Annotated in this window: 11 protein-coding genes; 9 read left to right on the top strand and 2 right to left on the bottom strand. The window is 62.3% G+C overall.

The features are described 5' to 3' along the window. Positions 1-55: 55 nt before the first annotated feature. Both ACZ5UM_RS16475 and brxF read right to left on the bottom strand, forming a co-directional pair. Complete coding sequence (locus ACZ5UM_RS16475; RefSeq protein ID WP_464845496.1) at positions 56-3,751, bottom strand: DUF6079 family protein; 3,696 nt, start codon at positions 3,749-3,751, stop codon at positions 56-58. Positions 3,752-3,772: 21 nt separating this feature from the next. Beyond that, positions 3,773-4,228: a BREX-3 system P-loop-containing protein BrxF gene (gene brxF / locus ACZ5UM_RS16470; RefSeq protein WP_464845494.1), complete on the bottom strand. Its 456-nt coding sequence runs from the start codon at positions 4,226-4,228 to the stop codon at positions 3,773-3,775. A gap of 454 nt (positions 4,229-4,682) precedes the next feature. Here brxF and ACZ5UM_RS16465 point away from each other — a divergent pair, with 454 nt between their 5' ends. The 9 genes from ACZ5UM_RS16465 (at position 4,683) to ACZ5UM_RS16425 (ending at position 15,382) form a co-directional block, all read left to right on the top strand. Next, entirely contained in the window at positions 4,683-5,906 is a 1,224-nt protein-coding gene (locus tag ACZ5UM_RS16465; protein ID WP_464845492.1) for an IS256 family transposase, read from the top strand. 301 nt (positions 5,907-6,207) lie between these two features. Next, positions 6,208-7,302, top strand: coding sequence for a DNA methyltransferase (locus ACZ5UM_RS16460; protein ID WP_464845490.1), 1,095 nt, complete (start codon positions 6,208-6,210; stop codon positions 7,300-7,302). A 4-nt stretch (positions 7,303-7,306) separates the two neighbouring features. Next, positions 7,307-8,458, top strand: coding sequence for a hypothetical protein (locus ACZ5UM_RS16455; protein ID WP_011196384.1), 1,152 nt, complete (start codon positions 7,307-7,309; stop codon positions 8,456-8,458). Positions 8,459-8,481: 23 nt separating this feature from the next. After that, a complete protein-coding gene (locus ACZ5UM_RS16450) occupies positions 8,482-10,551 on the top strand; it encodes an ATP-binding protein (protein WP_464845487.1) in 2,070 nt (689 codons plus the stop codon). Positions 10,552-10,576: 25 nt separating this feature from the next. Then, a complete protein-coding gene (locus ACZ5UM_RS16445) occupies positions 10,577-11,410 on the top strand; it encodes an HNH endonuclease (protein WP_464845485.1) in 834 nt (277 codons plus the stop codon). Positions 11,411-11,648: 238 nt separating this feature from the next. Next, positions 11,649-12,797, top strand: coding sequence for a stalk domain-containing protein (locus ACZ5UM_RS16440; protein ID WP_464845483.1), 1,149 nt, complete (start codon positions 11,649-11,651; stop codon positions 12,795-12,797). 131 nt (positions 12,798-12,928) lie between these two features. Continuing rightward, the gene (locus ACZ5UM_RS16435; protein WP_464845481.1) at positions 12,929-13,552 is read left to right on the top strand and encodes a TetR/AcrR family transcriptional regulator; all 624 of its coding nucleotides are present in this window, start codon (positions 12,929-12,931) and stop codon (positions 13,550-13,552) included. Positions 13,553-13,569: 17 nt separating this feature from the next. Further along, positions 13,570-14,109, top strand: a complete 540-nt coding sequence (locus ACZ5UM_RS16430; protein WP_464845480.1) for an ABC transporter permease — start codon at positions 13,570-13,572, stop codon at positions 14,107-14,109. Between the two features lie 70 nt (positions 14,110-14,179). Continuing rightward, a complete protein-coding gene (locus ACZ5UM_RS16425) occupies positions 14,180-15,382 on the top strand; it encodes a copper amine oxidase N-terminal domain-containing protein (RefSeq protein ID WP_464845477.1) in 1,203 nt (400 codons plus the stop codon). The last annotated feature ends 13 nt before the right edge of the window (positions 15,383-15,395 follow it).

Here is a 15,395-nt window from a genome sequence, read left to right as displayed (position 1 = left end):
CAAAACCCCCATCTAGTCGACGGTGCTGGGCTGAAAGAGCCCAGCGCCGTTGTTGTTATTCCCAAACGAACCGGATTTGGCCTAGCGGCTTTCCCCTAACTAGGTCGGAGTATACTTTGTCAAACCGCTTCTTCAGTTCTTCCGCAGTTAGGGGCCCGGCCCCTCCGAAAATTGCCTGTTCCAGGCTTCCCTTGGTGATTACTACCCGCTCCAGCCCCGACAGCACCTCGTTGGCAGCCTTCACGAACTCAGTCGACACCTCATCCGGCAGTCGCCCTGATGCCAAGAAGGACTCCAAGGCTGCCTTCCCATCTCCGCTTGTCAGCAGGGAGATGTTTTCCCTCACGGTCGGGTCTTTCAGGTTATCCAGCAGCGAGCGCGTGGCCTTCTCCAGAAGGGTATCCAGCCGCTCATCCACCCCATCCAGGATTGCAGGGACGAACCTGACGGGTTCCTCATCCACTGGCCGATATTGGCAGTGCGGGCAAACGGTTGTGTTCTCTAGTTCCTGGCCGCTCAACGGCACGCAGGCCTTCATTCCTGCCAACTCATCTTGCAGCGCTTGAAACTCTGTGCGGGGGAACAGCCGGATGGTGGAGAGCGCGCTTAGCTGTACATACCGCGTGTCCCTTAGGTAGGACTGTCGTTTGGCCTCCTGAGCCGGCGAGAGGCGAGCTCTCTGGTGCAGCTCCCGATAATCCGCCACGTAGGCGTTCTTCAACGTTCGCAGTTGCTGGACCAACGACTGTTCGAATGTCGCCTGATGGCGTGTGGCCGGATCAAGCAGATCCGACTGCAGCTTCGCACGCACCTCCCTTAGCTTCTGCCTCCAGCGGTGGCTCGATGGTAATGTGCCCTCTGCTTGGCTGAGGTAGGTCACAAGCCCCTGCGTCTTGTCTAGCAGTTCGGTGAGTGAGTGGTAGGCTTGCAGCAACTCCAGGTTTGGCTTCTGTGCCTGGATTGCAGCCAGGTCATAGCGGAAGTTCTTCAACTTTCCCGCAGTGTTGTACGTTTGTAGCCCGTCTACGAAGTCGGCTAACTCCTTCAAGCTCTTCTTCCATTCCACTTGCTCTGCCTCCGAGAGCAGCGGCTGGTTCCAGAAGGTTAGTCCCATAGCTACCTGGTTGTATGCTTTGGCCAACTGAAGCGCCAATTGCTTCACCCGTACCTGCAGTTCGTGTACTGCCTGCTCCAGGGTAGTCTCGGTGACCACGAGGCCAGGCTGGAGCCCCAACAACTCGAAGAGGGCCCTCAACTCCGTGACGGGCATGGATCTCGGTAGTTCGATGTGCGTAAATTCGGCAAGTACACTTGCCTGCATTCGGGCGATCCTGTCCATCTCGGCGCTGTCGAGTTTCTTTTGCCCCTGCGGCAAGGCGACGACGATCTCTCCAGTGTATACCAAAGCGCCCAGGACCACGGCCAGGAATTCTGGCTCGAGTTGGAACGGCTGCCACAACTCCTGCTGGTTAACTTCTGATATGATCTCGGACCGGTTGACCACTTTGCCAGGGCCTCGTTCCCTCAGCAGATTCAACAGTGCCTGCGCGTAGGGCGAGTTGGCCGTACGAACCTGGCCGTTTTCCACTAGCCGGAGCCCTTCGAGGACAGCTCCGCCGAGCGCAGACTTTGTTGGGGAGGCCAGCCACTTCAGGGCCTCGGTGCAGGCCTGGTTTCGAGTAGTCTTGCGGATGGCTTGCTTGACCGAAAACGCCGGATACTCGGGAGCCAAATTGTTGAAGTGGTCCTCAAAAGCGACTGTTGCGACTGCGTTGATCATCTCCCGGACGTCAGGGAAACTCCCGGTAATATGTCCTTTCGCCCTTTCAATGAGCAGCTGTTTCTTGCCCTGGTAGGTAACTTCGAAGGCCGTACCCATATTTTCCCGCAGCCAATCGACGATTTCCCTTCGAGCTTCCATGGCCTTGTTGGCAAAGATCTTCTGTGCCTGGCCAGTTGCCGTCAGCGCCAGTTCACGGGCACCAGCGAAGGTGCGCAGTGCTGCGGTGAACGTGTCGTCTACATGTGCGAGTCGGAAAAAGAGCTCATCAGGGCGCTTTTCATCTTTGTACTTCGTGGGCTCGTAAGGCTCCAGGAAGTAAATGTAGAAGTCCCGGTATGGCACCGTGTTCGGCCGCTCGTTGGGCGCACCAAAGAAGAGGTAACCCTGCCGGGTCACCCCTCGGCTCCGCCAGTCGATCTCATGTTCCCAGATGCGGAACCCCGGTCGGTAGGTGTTATCGGCGCACTCCATTGCCTGGACAAGGGCGTCGAAGTAATACCGATCCAGCGTGGAGGGCTCGAGTGACGCGGCCTTCTTCTGGATTAACTGGTCATAGTCAATGTCGCGGTCGACGTCCAGGTAGTACTGGCCGTTGGTCTTGTTGTAAGCAATGAACTGGCCGTCGACCACGGTCACAATGTCGTGCAGGACTTTCTCGAGCAGCGTCAGGAGGAAATCAGCATCTTCGGCCCCCGGGATCAGCAGGCAGAGCCCGTCCCGCAACTCTTGCGCCGAGAGGCCCAAAGGCACGCGCAGGTCACCCGTAGTCAGACGATGAACAGCCAGTGCTCGAATGATGCGGAGTGCTGGCTCCCGGTACAGCTTGGCATTGATCCCGTGTCTGACTTTGTCCTCCAGCACGTCAACCCTCGTCATGACTGTCCGAATGTCAGGGTCAGCCTGGAAGCTGGGGTTCGACTTGATGCGGTTCCAGTACGAGTCGAACGCGATCAGCCCCGGAACATCTGTTGGTACCTCCTTATCCATGAGAGCTGAGATCTCTTCCGAGATTGTACGGAGGATCTCCCGCTTCTCTGCCACCCGGACCTGCTCGAAAGTCTCCAGGTAGGCAGGATGAACCGGGAACAGGTCGACGTACTGGTCCATACGCTCGGTCATGTTACCGAAGTACCGGGCAAAACCGTTCAGGTATTCCTGAATCAGCACCTTCTGGGTAGATGTCTTCCTCAGCAACCGCTGGGCCACAACGAAGGAGACATCCTCGCGGGAGATGAGGACTTGGGTGTACCGCTCCTGCACGCGGCGCATCTCGCCAGAGACAAACTCGAACGTCGGGTTGTTGAACAACTGCTCCTGCACCCCGGCCATAATGCGGAACCGGGTGGTCTTGCAGACTTCGCCCATCTCCCGGAGGAAGGAGAGATCCAGACGGAGCTCCAGTTCCTTACGGGTCCGGAGGTAGTCCAGGAGTTCGTCTACCACCAACAGGAGACCCTTGTCAGGGAAGACCTCGTGAAAAACGGACATCATCTCCTGAAGTGGTTCCTTATTATTGATGATCTGGTCCTGCGGCGGGAACTCGTAGTTGATGCCGTGGTCTGCCAGCCCGCGCTCCAACTTCTTGCAGAGAATGTTCCGCAAATTATCTGTAGATGCCCCAATCTCGCACCTGATGACGATAAACTGGCCAGCGATTTGCTTGGCAGACTCCTTCACCGCAGGATGGGTAAGGTTGTCCACCTGTTCGGCATCCTCCGCGATGGCGGAAATGACCGACATCAGGTGCGACTTGCCGGTACCGTAGTTGCCTACGATGAGGAGGCCCATGTTGTCTTTGGGAGTGTGAAACTGAAGTTGGGGAAACACCTTATTGGTCAAGTTGGTGGCCATCGAATCTGAGATAACGAAGGTAGAGACGAGTTTGGTGGCTTCCTCCTTGTCAGCCGACGAGATCAGCTGTACCACGGACTCGATGGGCTCGAACTGAACAAGGTCGGTGTAGCGCATAGGACAACCTCCCAGTGCAAGTTACAGCGCAAGACAGATGGCCTCATTGGGGGCGAAAGTGCGGTACTCGCGATGACCTGGAGATGCGTAGGTCAGCTCATTGCCTTGTGAAGTACCAGGCCACGCAGCTACCACAGTCCTCGTGCGGGCTAGCCCTGTTAACAGCCTGTACGGGTCCAGTTGCAGTTCGGGATCGAACAGCACTTCCAGGTTGTCGAGCAGAAAAGGGCCTGTTCCTTGGCAGAGCTCTGCCATGGCCCTGTCCGCTTCGGTATCGCGGAAGCGGGGGAGGATGACGAGTAGTCGCTCGGCCATCAGACTGCCCACGGGGATATACGGGCAGTTGTACTCTTGGGCGTATGCTTGCAGCAACTCGGTCTTGCCCGAGCCTCTGGGGCCAACCACGAGGACCAGCTTGGTGTATCGGCTCGCGGCCTGTTGTATGGCCTGGTGCAAGGCCTCTAGCCTGGATGACATAGTCCTGCCCCCAAGTCCAGTCTAGGTAGCACCGATAGGTATGACCGTGAAGCGGCGCGAGGTCGGTTAACTAACTCTAGGTTCGGCAGCAAAAAAGCTAGTCCTTCCCCAAGTGGGTGACCCACCCCCAGCGAAAACGTTGGGCGGCAGACAAATACGCTGGGGAGGGCCTTCAGAGTGAAATGAACCTAACACAACGGAGTGACGGGGTTCTGTCACTCCGCCCCCTAGTATTCGCAGGGAAACAGCCCCTTCAAAGGATATTCCTACCCTCAGCTTACCAGCGCGGCCATCGACCCGGCGCTAGAGTACACAGTAGTGGTGTAAAAAGCGGCTGGTGTAGATGGTCATCCCGGGTGGCCATCTACCGGCTGCGGGGATCGCTTGACATAAGTGGTCACCCTTGGGTTCCATGCGAAGTAGGACCAGTACATCGCAAAGGAGGATCCCGCAGGTGACCACCTTTAGGATCGCATTGGAGGAGCTTCTGCGCAAGTCGGGTGTGGATGACCTGGACTTCCTCCGGGAAGGGATTCGGGTGCTGGCTCAGGGACTCATGGAACTGGAAGTGTCGCAGCAGATCGGCGCTGAACGGTACGAGCGCTCCTCCGAGCGCAGCAACTACCGCAACGGCTATCGGGAACGCCAGTGGGATACGCGGGTCGGAACGATCGATCTGCAGATCCCCAAACTCCGGAAGGGGTCCTACATGCCAAGCTGGCTCGAACCTCGCCGGCGGGCGGAGAAGGCCCTGGTGGCAGTGGTGCAGGAAGCTTACATTCATGGAGTCAGCACCCGGAAGGTAGATGAGTTGGTGCAAGCCCTGGGGATGACCGGCGTGAGCAAAAGCCAGGTCTCCCGGCTCTGCGCCGAGTTGGACGAAGTGGTTGAAGCCTTCCGCAACCGACCGTTGGAGGGCCGTTATCCTTACGTCTGGCTGGATGCGAAGTACGAGAAGGTTCGAGAGAACGGCAGGGTTTCCAGCATGGCGCTGGTGATCGCCATGGGTGTGCGAGAGGATGGCGAACGGGAGATCCTGGGGCTGGACGTGGGGCCCAGCGAAGACGGGGCCTTCTGGACCGCGTTCTTGCGGCAGTTGGTCGCTCGGGGCCTGAAGGGCGTGCTTCTGGTGATCAGTGATAACCACGTCGGTCTGCGCGAAGCTATCCGAACCGTGTTCAGTGGCGCCAGCTGGCAGCGCTGCCGGGTTCACTTCATGCGGAACCTGCTCGGCTATGTGCCCAAGAACCTGCAGTCCATGGTGGCGGCTGCTGTGAGGACCATCTTCGCGCAGCCGGACCAGAAGGCAGCGAGGTCCCAACTGGCCGTAGTGGTCGAGAACCTGCGGAAACAGTTCCCCCGGGCCGCACAGCTGCTGGAAGATGCCGAGGAGGACATTTTGGCTTACATGGCTTTCCCGTCTGAGCACTGGCGGCAACTACACTCCACCAACCCGCTGGAACGGCTCAACAGAGAGATCGGCCGACGGACGGAGGTCGTCGGCATCTTTCCCAACAGAGAAGCCCTGATCCGCCTGGCCGGAGCCGTCATGATCGAACAGCAGGAAGAGTGGATGACCGCCCCACGCCGATACTTCAGCCAGGCGTCCATGGCGAAACTGTACGCCAACGACCCCAGCCTCAGTTGTCCGGAACTCCTACCGCTGAGTGCCGACTAGAGCAACTGCATCGCTGGAACCCGATTTACACCACTTGACGGGACTTGATCGACCCGGCTCAGCGTGTGGTCGAAGGGGCGAAGACTAGGAAGAGTCAGTAGTATGTTGACAGGATGGTGGCACGTGTCCAGCGAACCAATGAGGAGCACGCCTCCTAGGCCTTGCGTGTGTTGACGAGAACGAGTGAGCCCCATAACCGGGGCTTTCCTTGTTTGCAGGTATTTCCCCTTCACCCGCCGAATTGTCGCACTATCGAAAACCAACCTCATTCGCAATCGACGTCACACCGGAGGCAGCCACGATGACCACAGCCCCGCACCTGCGCCTCAACGCCCTGTGCCCCTACTTCACCATGTTCCCCCTCGACTTCCCCACCCGGTATCTGGCCCAGGCCCGGCCGGGCGAGTGGGTGCTCGACCCTTTCTGCGGCCGGGGAACCACAAACTACGCGGCGCGTCTTCACGGCCTTCCCACCGTCGGCATCGACAGCAGCCCCGTGGCGGTGGCGATTGCCCGGGCCAAGCTGGTCCAGGTCACCCCCGACGAACTGATCGCCGAGGCGGAACGCATCCTCGCCGGGCCCGAGCCGGCCGACGTGCCGGAGGGCCACTTCTGGGACCTCGCCTACCACCCCCGCACCCTGCTCGACATCTGCCGGTTGCGGGAGGCGCTTCTGCGCGACTGCGAAGCGCCTGTGCGCATCGCCCTGCGGGGGCTTATCCTCGGCATCCTTCACGGTCCCCGAACCAGGCGGGCGCCTTCCTACCTGTCGAATCAGATGCCCCGTACGTATGCCACCAAGCCCGATCCCGCGGTCCGCTTCTGGGTCCGCAGGGGGATGAGGCCCGAAGAAGTGGACGTACTGGACGTCCTCGCCCGCCGGGCCCGGTATAGCTTCGCCGCGCTGCCTCCGCCGGTCCCGGGGTGCATCCTCCAGGCCGACAGCCGGGAGCCCGGTGCCATCCCCGTCGTAGATGGGGGGTACCGATGGGTGATCACCTCGCCGCCCTACCTCGGCATGCGCTCCTACCAGCCGGATCAGTGGCTGCGGCTCTGGTTCCTGGGTGGAGAGCCCACCGTACGGTACATCCACGCGGGACAGGTGAGCCACTTGCAGGGAGAGTACCAGCGCGACCTTGCAACCGTCTGGCGGAACGTCGCGGCTCGGTGCCGACCGGGGACCAGGCTGATCATCCGCTTCGGCTGCCTCCCCACCCTGCCTTGCAATCCAAAGCAGGTGCTGGAGGAGACCCTGGCGAGGTCGGGTGTACCCTGGCGCATCGTGGAGGTTACAGGCGCCGGCATCCCGCCGCGGCACCGGCGCCAGGCCGTACAGTTTGAGAAAACCCGCCCGGCTCACGAGGAGATCGACCTCGTGGCCGTCTTGGGGGAGTGAATCGATGCTGCACCCAGATGCATTGACGGGCATCAAGGAGCAGATCATCCGGCTCGCGGAGGCCGACCGCGCCCTGTTGGACGACCTGCGCCGGGAGGTGAGGGACCTCGCCGGCAGCGTCAGGGTGATTCGGCCCCGCAGTTCTACCGCGATCTCACTGGTGGCCAGCGACGGCGGCAACAACAAGCTTGTGTTCGACCCCTTCTACGTGCAGGTGGTACGGGTGGTGGACTCGTACGGCAAGGAGCTGCTGGTAGACGTCGTCTCGCCGACCACTGACCCCGACTCCTTGTTGACGAATCACTTCACCCCGTCGGGGGACCCGAAATCGGCCCTGGGCCGGCTGATGGCCGACCTGGGGGTGAGGAGCCTGTCCGCGCTCAGCCACATGATTCCGGACAGCAGGCGGGTGCGGGAGCGCCCGGAAACGGTGAGCCCCTCCTGGGTGCAGGTCTACCGCGATATCTGTGAGTGGGCGGTGCTTTATGAGCGCATCTGTTACCAGACCTTTGCCTCCGACACGCTGATTGTGCGGGACGGCCTGCTCCGCTCCAAGGTCTTCCGCGGCGAGGGCTTCATCCGGATGCGGGAGCGGATGGAGGAGGCCATCGAGCGGGTGTGGCGGCAGGACCGCCGGCGCATCTATCTGGTGGGGCTGGCCAAGCACAGCCAAGTGCTGAACCGGTATGGCCTTGCGATGGCCATTGAAGAGACCCTCCCCGCCGGCGATGCCCGCTACGTGGCGATTCCCCGGGAGTTGGAAGCCAAGGCCTACAAGTGGCAGGAGTGGGCACGTGGTGCCGAGACTGAGGAGGGGGAGGCCCCAAAGTTTGTGGCCGGCGACATGTTCTTCGTCCGCTTCGGGCCGCACTCGGGCGATCCCGTCTGGGCTGTGGACATTTTCTCGGCCCAGCGTGACCGGGCGGACGAGATACTCGGCCACCTGCTGGCAGATGCCCGGGACGGTTTTCCTGTGCCGTATTATCCTCGCTGTCTCCAGCGGGCGCACGAGCACGCACAGCTAGCTGACTTCGACTGGGCGATCCTGCAGGACCAGATCCTGGATGCTGTACGGGGGCTGCTCCCCCGCGAAAAGCAGTTCCTGCTCGATGCATACAGACTCAGGGCAGACGTGACGGGAGAGAGGTACGGATGACGCTTTTTCCGCGAGACCAGGTAGTGGGCATCTTTCGCGGCTTCAGCCAGGGCGGTATGGAGTTTCACGCCGACTTGGTGCTGCCGTACCGGAGCGAGTTCCAGTCCATCCCCATGCATGGCCAGTTCCTCATCGTCCAGTTGGAGAACCAGAACGAGGGCGTGCTGGGGCGCATTACCTCCACTACGGCCGACGGGCGTCTCACCCAGGGGGCGGGGGAGGACTACGGCCTGCGGGTGATCGCGGAGGATCGGGAGATCCCCGAGGACCTGCGGGACCAGTACCTGAAGTACCGGGTGAACATCCGGGTGCTGGGGGTGCTGCGGGAGGTCGGTGGAAGGATCGTCTTTGCCCCATCCCAGCGGCGCCTGCCTCACGTGGGCAGCCGGGTCGCTTTCCTCTCCCCTGAGCTCCTGCGTGAGGTGGCCGGCCACAACCTGGAAGGTGCCGAGCTGGGCTTCCTGGCCCTTGGCGAGTTCATCTACGCCAGAGGGGACCGGCGCCTGAAGGTGGAGGAGTGGATGCAGGTGCGGGAGCCGGTGGTGGTGCCGCGCTTCCCCATCCGGCAACTTGTCTCCCGCCGGTCCTTTGTCTTTGCCCGGGCCGGCTTTGGCAAGTCCAACCTCAACAAGTTGCTCTTCGCCGGCCTGTATGAGGAGACACCGACGGTGGAGAAGCGGGGTGGCCGTCAGGTGCCGGTGGGGACCATCATCTTCGACCCCGACGGCGAGTACTTCTGGCCCGACGACAAGAACCGCCCCGGCCTGTGCGACGTGCCCCACCTGCAGGACCGGATCGTGGTCTTCACCAACCGGGAGGCGCCGAGTCGCTTCTACCAGTCTTTCGTCGCCGGAGGGATCAAGCTGGACATCCGGCGGCTCCGGCCCGCGGATGTGATCTCCATCGCCCTCTCTCCGGAAAAGCAGGATCAGCAGAACGTGCGCAAGCTGAAAGGCATGAATGACGCAGACTGGAGCGAACTGGTGGATGCGATTGCCGCGGAGGGCAACGCCACCGATCTTGGACTGATCAAGCGGTTGCTCCGTTTGGAGGAGGGCCAGGAGGCGGAGGCCCTGGCGGCCCGGGCGAATATGACCACCATCGTGAAGATGCTGCATGACCGCTCCAGCCAGATGTTGGACATGCTCCTCGCCGCTCTGAAACAGGGCTGCATCTGCGTGGTGGACGTCTCGCAGCTCAGGGGATCGTCGGCCCTGGTGCTCTCAGGGCTCATCCTGAACCACATCTTCCAGCATAATCAGGAGCAGTTCACCCGGGCGGAGCCGGACACCATTCCCACCATCGCCGTCATTGAGGAGGCACAGTCGGTGCTGGGCCCTGGCGGTGGCTCCGGTGCGGAGCCCTACATTGCATGGGTGAAGGAGGGCCGCAAGTACGACCTGGGTGCGGTGATGATCACACAGCAGCCGGGGTCGATCTCTACCGAGATCCTGAGCCAGGGCGACAACTGGTTCGTCTTCCACTTGATCTCCGCAGCCGACCTGACGGCCCTGAAGCGGGCGAACAGCCACTTCAGCGACGACCTGCTCAGCTCGCTCCTGAACGAACCGATCCCCGGCCATGCTGTGTTTTGGAGCAGCAGCGGCGGCAAGCCATATCCAGTGTCCATCCGGGTGTTCAGTTTTGAGGAGCGGTACCAGGTGCTGGACCCAGACGGGACACGGGGAGCTGTCGAGACCTTCGCCCAGCGGCTGCGGTCCACCTACGAAGCCGTACTGCGGCCGGCAGGTGAGGCTGCTGCGGCACGAGCGCACCCGGAAGAGGCGGCTGCCGAGGAGGATGTCGATAGCCTGAAACTGCCGTTGTCGCGTGCCTTTGAGAAGGTGCGTTCGGACAAGGCATTCATGGATGAGCTGCGGACAACGGGCGTACCTTGGGGTGTTATTGTCGGAAAAATCAAGGAGCACCTGCCTACCGAGTGGCACGATCTTGATAACCGGGCGTACCAGAGCGTCAAGCCCTTCCTGGACGAGACGTTCGGTCAAGGCAACTGGGACACGGAAAAGCGACCCACCCGGGACGGAATCCGCAGCGTGACCTGGGCCTTTGTACGAAACCGGGTCGACGAGTAGCGAGCATCAGGAAGGCGGTGGTCAGGTGAAGCTGAATCGCAAGATGATGCATTGGCTGGGCGTTCGACTCGTTGAGGCTGCCAAAGAAGGTCACACGGTCTACTATCATGAGTTGAGTAAGCCCCTGCAACTCACCAACTACCGTCTGCTGAGTGAGCCTCTCGGCGAGCTATCGGAACTCGCTATGGATAACGGTTTTCCTCCGATTTCCGCTGTCGTCATTAACGTAACTGACCAACTGCCTGGTGCTGGCTTCTTTAAGCTTGTAGGCAGGAAACTACGTGGCTATGAGATCCCAGAACAAGAGTGGCAGCCCTTTTTCGCAGAGATGCTGGCAGAAGTGTTCGCTTGGGACGACTGGGACGACTTCCTGGAGGTGCTGGATGAGACGTACGGCTCTGACCTGCCAGCGACCCGAGCTGCGGGGACTGGAAGGACCGCACATCCAGACCTGGCCAGGACGGTTGAGCAGGACCTGCAGGCCGAAGAGATTGAGGAAGGGCGGATCGAAGGTGGCGTCGTCGAGTACTACGGCCGCCGGTATGAGCGCGATCCCGAAAACAGGCGTCGGGCAATTGAGATCCACGGGTTGAACTGCGCCGTCTGTGGGTTCAACTTTGAAGAAGTCTACGGTCCACGTGGAAGGGACTTCATCGAGGTTCACCACGTCAAGCCTCTGAAGGCGTTCGAAGGTGTAGCACAGGTTGTAGACCCCAAGGTCGACCTGGTTCCCATCTGTGCGAACTGCCACAGGATGATCCATCGCCGTCACGACAGTGTTCTCACCCCGGACCAACTGCGCCGGATCGTCGAAGAACAACGCGCTACGCGGTCAGCAGGCCACCGACCGATGCGATAGCTCCACCCGAACGAGATGGGCCCTCGATTCCGCAGCGCGGAGTTGAGGGTCTAAGCATGTCTGCGTCTGTACGGCTCCATTCTTGGCTTCAGCCTGGCCTCGAGGCGGTCAGGGGCATCGGGATTCATACGGACGCGGCGGATGCACGTGCAAGTGCTCTCATTCACAAAAAGGAGTTCCCCCGCCGGAGTAAGAATGGAATACCCATTAAGTCTATTTCGAAGGGAGACTTGCACCCATGCGGCGCGTGCTAGCCCTACTCATGATGCTGACCGTTATGCTCGTTCCCGCTCTGGCCCAGGCGGAGACCGCGGTCCGCCTGGTGGTGGACGGGGTCGAGGTACAGACCGACGTGGCCCCTGTCCTGGAGAACGACCGTACGCTGGTGCCCATCCGTGCAGTGACTGAAGCCCTCGGGTTCGAGGTGGAGTGGGACCAGGAGACCCGCACGGCGACCCTGACCAAGGGCGAGACGACGATCCAGCTCACCGTGGGCAGTCCGGAAGCCGTGGTCAACGGGGAGAAGGTGGCGCTCGACGTGGCCCCCTTCATCCTTTCCGACCGCATGATGGTCCCTGTTCGCTTCGTCGCCGAGGAGATCGGCCTGCTGGTCGACTGGGAGCAGGAGACCCGCACGGTGCTCATCACTTCGCAGCCGCCAGCGGAGGAGGCTGCGGAGACCGGTGAGTCCGACGAGGATGGCGAGGCGGATGAGGCCGGCGAGCCCGCGGGTGCGGTCGACCCGGCCGCGCTGGAACTGCTCGCGCAGGCTCATGCCGCTTCCGAGGTGAACGTCCGGCAGACGGGCCACTTCACCGTGACCATCGAGGGCGGGCTGATTCCCGTCGATTCCGAGATATTCCTCGAAATGTACCAGGAGACGCCGGAGCGGGCCCTCGGCTACAACACGGTGCGGGCCTTCGGGATGGAGCAGACGATCGGGGTTGCCGTACTCGACGGCCAGTACTGGATGCAGGACGAGACGGGCGCATGGGCTCAGATGGCGCTGGAGGAGATGGCGCCGACGGATCGCCTGTCTGACCCGTCCGCCCTGGTCAACCTGAACCCCGCGGAATACGACTGGGCCAGCGCCACCGTGACCCGCGAGGCCTACGAGGGAGCCGAACTGCAGGTCGTGACGGTGGTCATGGACAAGGCGGGACTGTCCGCTCTGATCGGTGAGGCGTCCGAGCTGATCACCGACGTCCGGATGGAGGCCCGGTACTGGCTCAACGACGACGGCACGCTGCATCACATCGATGTGTATGTCGAGACCATCGCCGGCGAGCCGGTGCCCATGCGGGTGGTCATGCAGGGCACCGTGTTCATCGAGCCCTGGGACGGGACCATCGACTTCCCGCCCGAGATCACCGGTGCTGCCGAGTAGTCGGCGGCCGGAGCGGGGTCTTTCCCTCGATCGAGCAAGGTGTGGGGCTGCGGGAGCGGGGTTCCCGCAGCCCCTGAGCTTTTTCGCCCTCTCCCGCGATCCGCCCGTTGACAACGGGCCCGGCATCGCCCATGTCCCCCCGTCCGAAGAACCCGCCGCCGGACCGGCGGGCGGAGATCGTCGACGCCGCCCTGCGGCTCTTCGCCGAGAAGGGGTACGCCGAGGCCACCAACGCCGAGATCGCCAAGGAGGCCGGGGTCACCGCGGCGGCGCTCTACTACTACTTCTCCAGCAAGGAGGAGCTGTTCAGGGCCGCGGTGCGCCAGCACATCGGGCGGTTTGTCCCGACGCTGCGGGCGCTGACGGCGCAGGCGCCCGCGGACGCCTCCGGTCCGGAGGCCGTCGGGATGATCCTCCGGAGCGCGCTGGCTTTCTTCACGGAGGAGAAGACGCAGCTGGTGCTCCGGATTGTCCTGGCCGAGGGGCCCCGGCGCCCCGAGATCCGCCAGATCTGGATCGACCAGATCACCGGGATCTTCGAGTTGCTGGCCTCCTTCGTGATGAACGCCATCGCCTCGGGGCAGATCCGCCCCATCGACCCCCGGCTGATCTTCGTCCTGCTCCAGGGCCCCATGCTGTCGACCGTGATCATCCGGGACCTGCTGCAGGTTCCCGCGCTGGAGGGGCTCACCAACGACGCCGTGGTCGACGCGGTCCTGGAGACCACGCTGGCCGGCCTTCGGACCGACGGCTGAGAGAGGAGGAACACGCCGTGCTCCAGCGCATCCTGGCGCTGGCCCAGAAGCAGTTCATCCAGATCCGGCGCGACCGGCGGAACCTGGCGATGATGCTGGTCCTGCCGATCCTCTGGCTCATCCTCTTCGGCTATGCGTTCACCTTCGACGTGGGCGAAGTCCCCGTGGCCGTCGTCGACCGGAGCGGCACGACCATCGGCGCCGCCGTGGCCGACGCGCTCCGCAGCTACAACCGCTTCGTCCCCGCCGACCTGCCGGAACCGTCTGAGGCCGGCATCCGGGAGGCGATCTTCCGGGGCGAGGTGGTGATGGGCGTCCTCATCCCGCCCGGCTACGGCGACGAGGCGCATGCCGAGCTGCACATCCTGCTGGACGGGGCGAACCTCTTCGCCGTCCAGACCGCGGCCCGCCTGATCCCGGCCGCGCTGGAGCCCGCCCAGGAGGTTGTGCGGGCGGAGCTTCAGGCCCGCACCCGGGCGCATGTGGCGGAGCTGATCGCCGAGGCGGCCGAGGCGCGCAAGGCTGAGGTGCTCGAGGGAGCGGCGAGTCCGCCGTGACGCCCCTGCCGTTCCCCCGGGCAAACCTCTGCCCGGGGGTTTTCGTATTGGTTATGGGAGAACGAACAACATGGGGGAGTGGGAACCGATGAAGGGGGATCACACACGCCGTGCCAGGTGGCTGGCCTGGCTGATGCTTGCGGCGCTGCTCGTGCACGGGCCGGTGGGGGCAGGAGCGGAGGAGCCGCTGCAGCCGGAGGTGGCGGAGTACCCGGCTGAGAACTACGAACCCGGTCCGGGATGGCCGGAGGGCTGGACGCCGCCGCCCCCGCCCGAGGGCATGTCGGAGCAGATGCGGGCGGAGGTGGAACAGGCGCTCCGGGACAATCCGGATATGTATGATCGGTACGACTGGTGGGTGTGGGATCCGCTTCCTGCCTGGACCCAGGAGTATCCCTGGTACTGGGAGGAGGACTGGATGGTCTGCGGGACGACGATCCACGTGTACGCCTATCCGAAGCCGGATACGCGGTTGATCCAGCAGGTCTTCGGCCGGTCGTACGTCGTGGGGCGGCTGCACCTGAAGCCGTGCAGGTACGAGCCTATGCAGTACATCGTGGCCGTACGGGAGTTGAGTGAGGAGGAGAAGCTGGCCGAGGGGCGCGGCATCGAGTACGAATACTGGATGGACAAGTCTCACCCTGGGCTGGGCCGAGACTATGGATACCGGCACAACGGAAGCCCGGAGGAGATCTTTGTCTTCCTCAACTTCGGCAACGCCAGCAGCCACTTTGACACTCCAGCTTATCTTGACACCACCGTCAACCGGGTTCGGGTACCCATCCGGTTCATCAGCGAGATGATGGGGGCGGAGGTCACCTGGGACCAGGCCGGGCGGCGGGTGACCATTCATTTCCCGGCAGTTACCCGTGAAGTAGTGAAAGCTGTGCCTGCGCCTGGATACGACTATCCCGACCTGATCCACCCGGAGACACACCTGCCCGACCCATACCGGTACCTGTTGCAGGAACAGACGGTGAGTGTACCCGAGCGAACCATCGTGCTGACGATCGATCACCCAGTGGCGGTGGTAGACGGGCACGAGGTGGCCTTAGACGCCCCGCCGGTGATCCGGAACGACCGAACGATGGTGCCTGTCCGCTTCATAGCTGAGCAGATGGGTGCCAAAGTCTACTGGGTCGGGGCCGAACCCATCTACCGGCTCGACGATGGGACCATGTCAGGCAGGTACCAGGTTCACATCTTCACGCCGTTCTTCCCCCTGTACGAGTACCCCAGCTGGTACCTGGAGAATCGCGCGGTGCGGTACTAAGGGGGAGCTGGAA

It is taken from the genome of Symbiobacterium ostreiconchae (assembly GCF_055396975.1).
The sequence above is the reverse complement of the archived record's forward strand: the minus strand, read 5'-3'. Positions and strand labels throughout refer to the sequence as shown.

What these genes read in the sequence shown, in the direction of transcription:
- ACZ5UM_RS16475 (WP_464845496.1), bottom strand. Translation starts at nt 3,751, where the DNA reads ATGCGCTACACCGACCTTGTTCAGTTCGAGCCCATCGAGTCCGTGGTA.
- brxF (WP_464845494.1), bottom strand. Translation starts at nt 4,228, where the DNA reads ATGTCATCCAGGCTAGAGGCCTTGCACCAGGCCATACAACAGGCCGCG.
- ACZ5UM_RS16460 (WP_464845490.1), top strand. Translation starts at nt 6,208, where the DNA reads ATGACCACAGCCCCGCACCTGCGCCTCAACGCCCTGTGCCCCTACTTC.
- ACZ5UM_RS16455 (WP_011196384.1), top strand. Translation starts at nt 7,307, where the DNA reads ATGCTGCACCCAGATGCATTGACGGGCATCAAGGAGCAGATCATCCGG.
- ACZ5UM_RS16440 (WP_464845483.1), top strand. Translation starts at nt 11,649, where the DNA reads ATGCGGCGCGTGCTAGCCCTACTCATGATGCTGACCGTTATGCTCGTT.
- ACZ5UM_RS16435 (WP_464845481.1), top strand. Translation starts at nt 12,929, where the DNA reads ATGTCCCCCCGTCCGAAGAACCCGCCGCCGGACCGGCGGGCGGAGATC.
- ACZ5UM_RS16425 (WP_464845477.1), top strand. Translation starts at nt 14,180, where the DNA reads ATGGGGGAGTGGGAACCGATGAAGGGGGATCACACACGCCGTGCCAGG.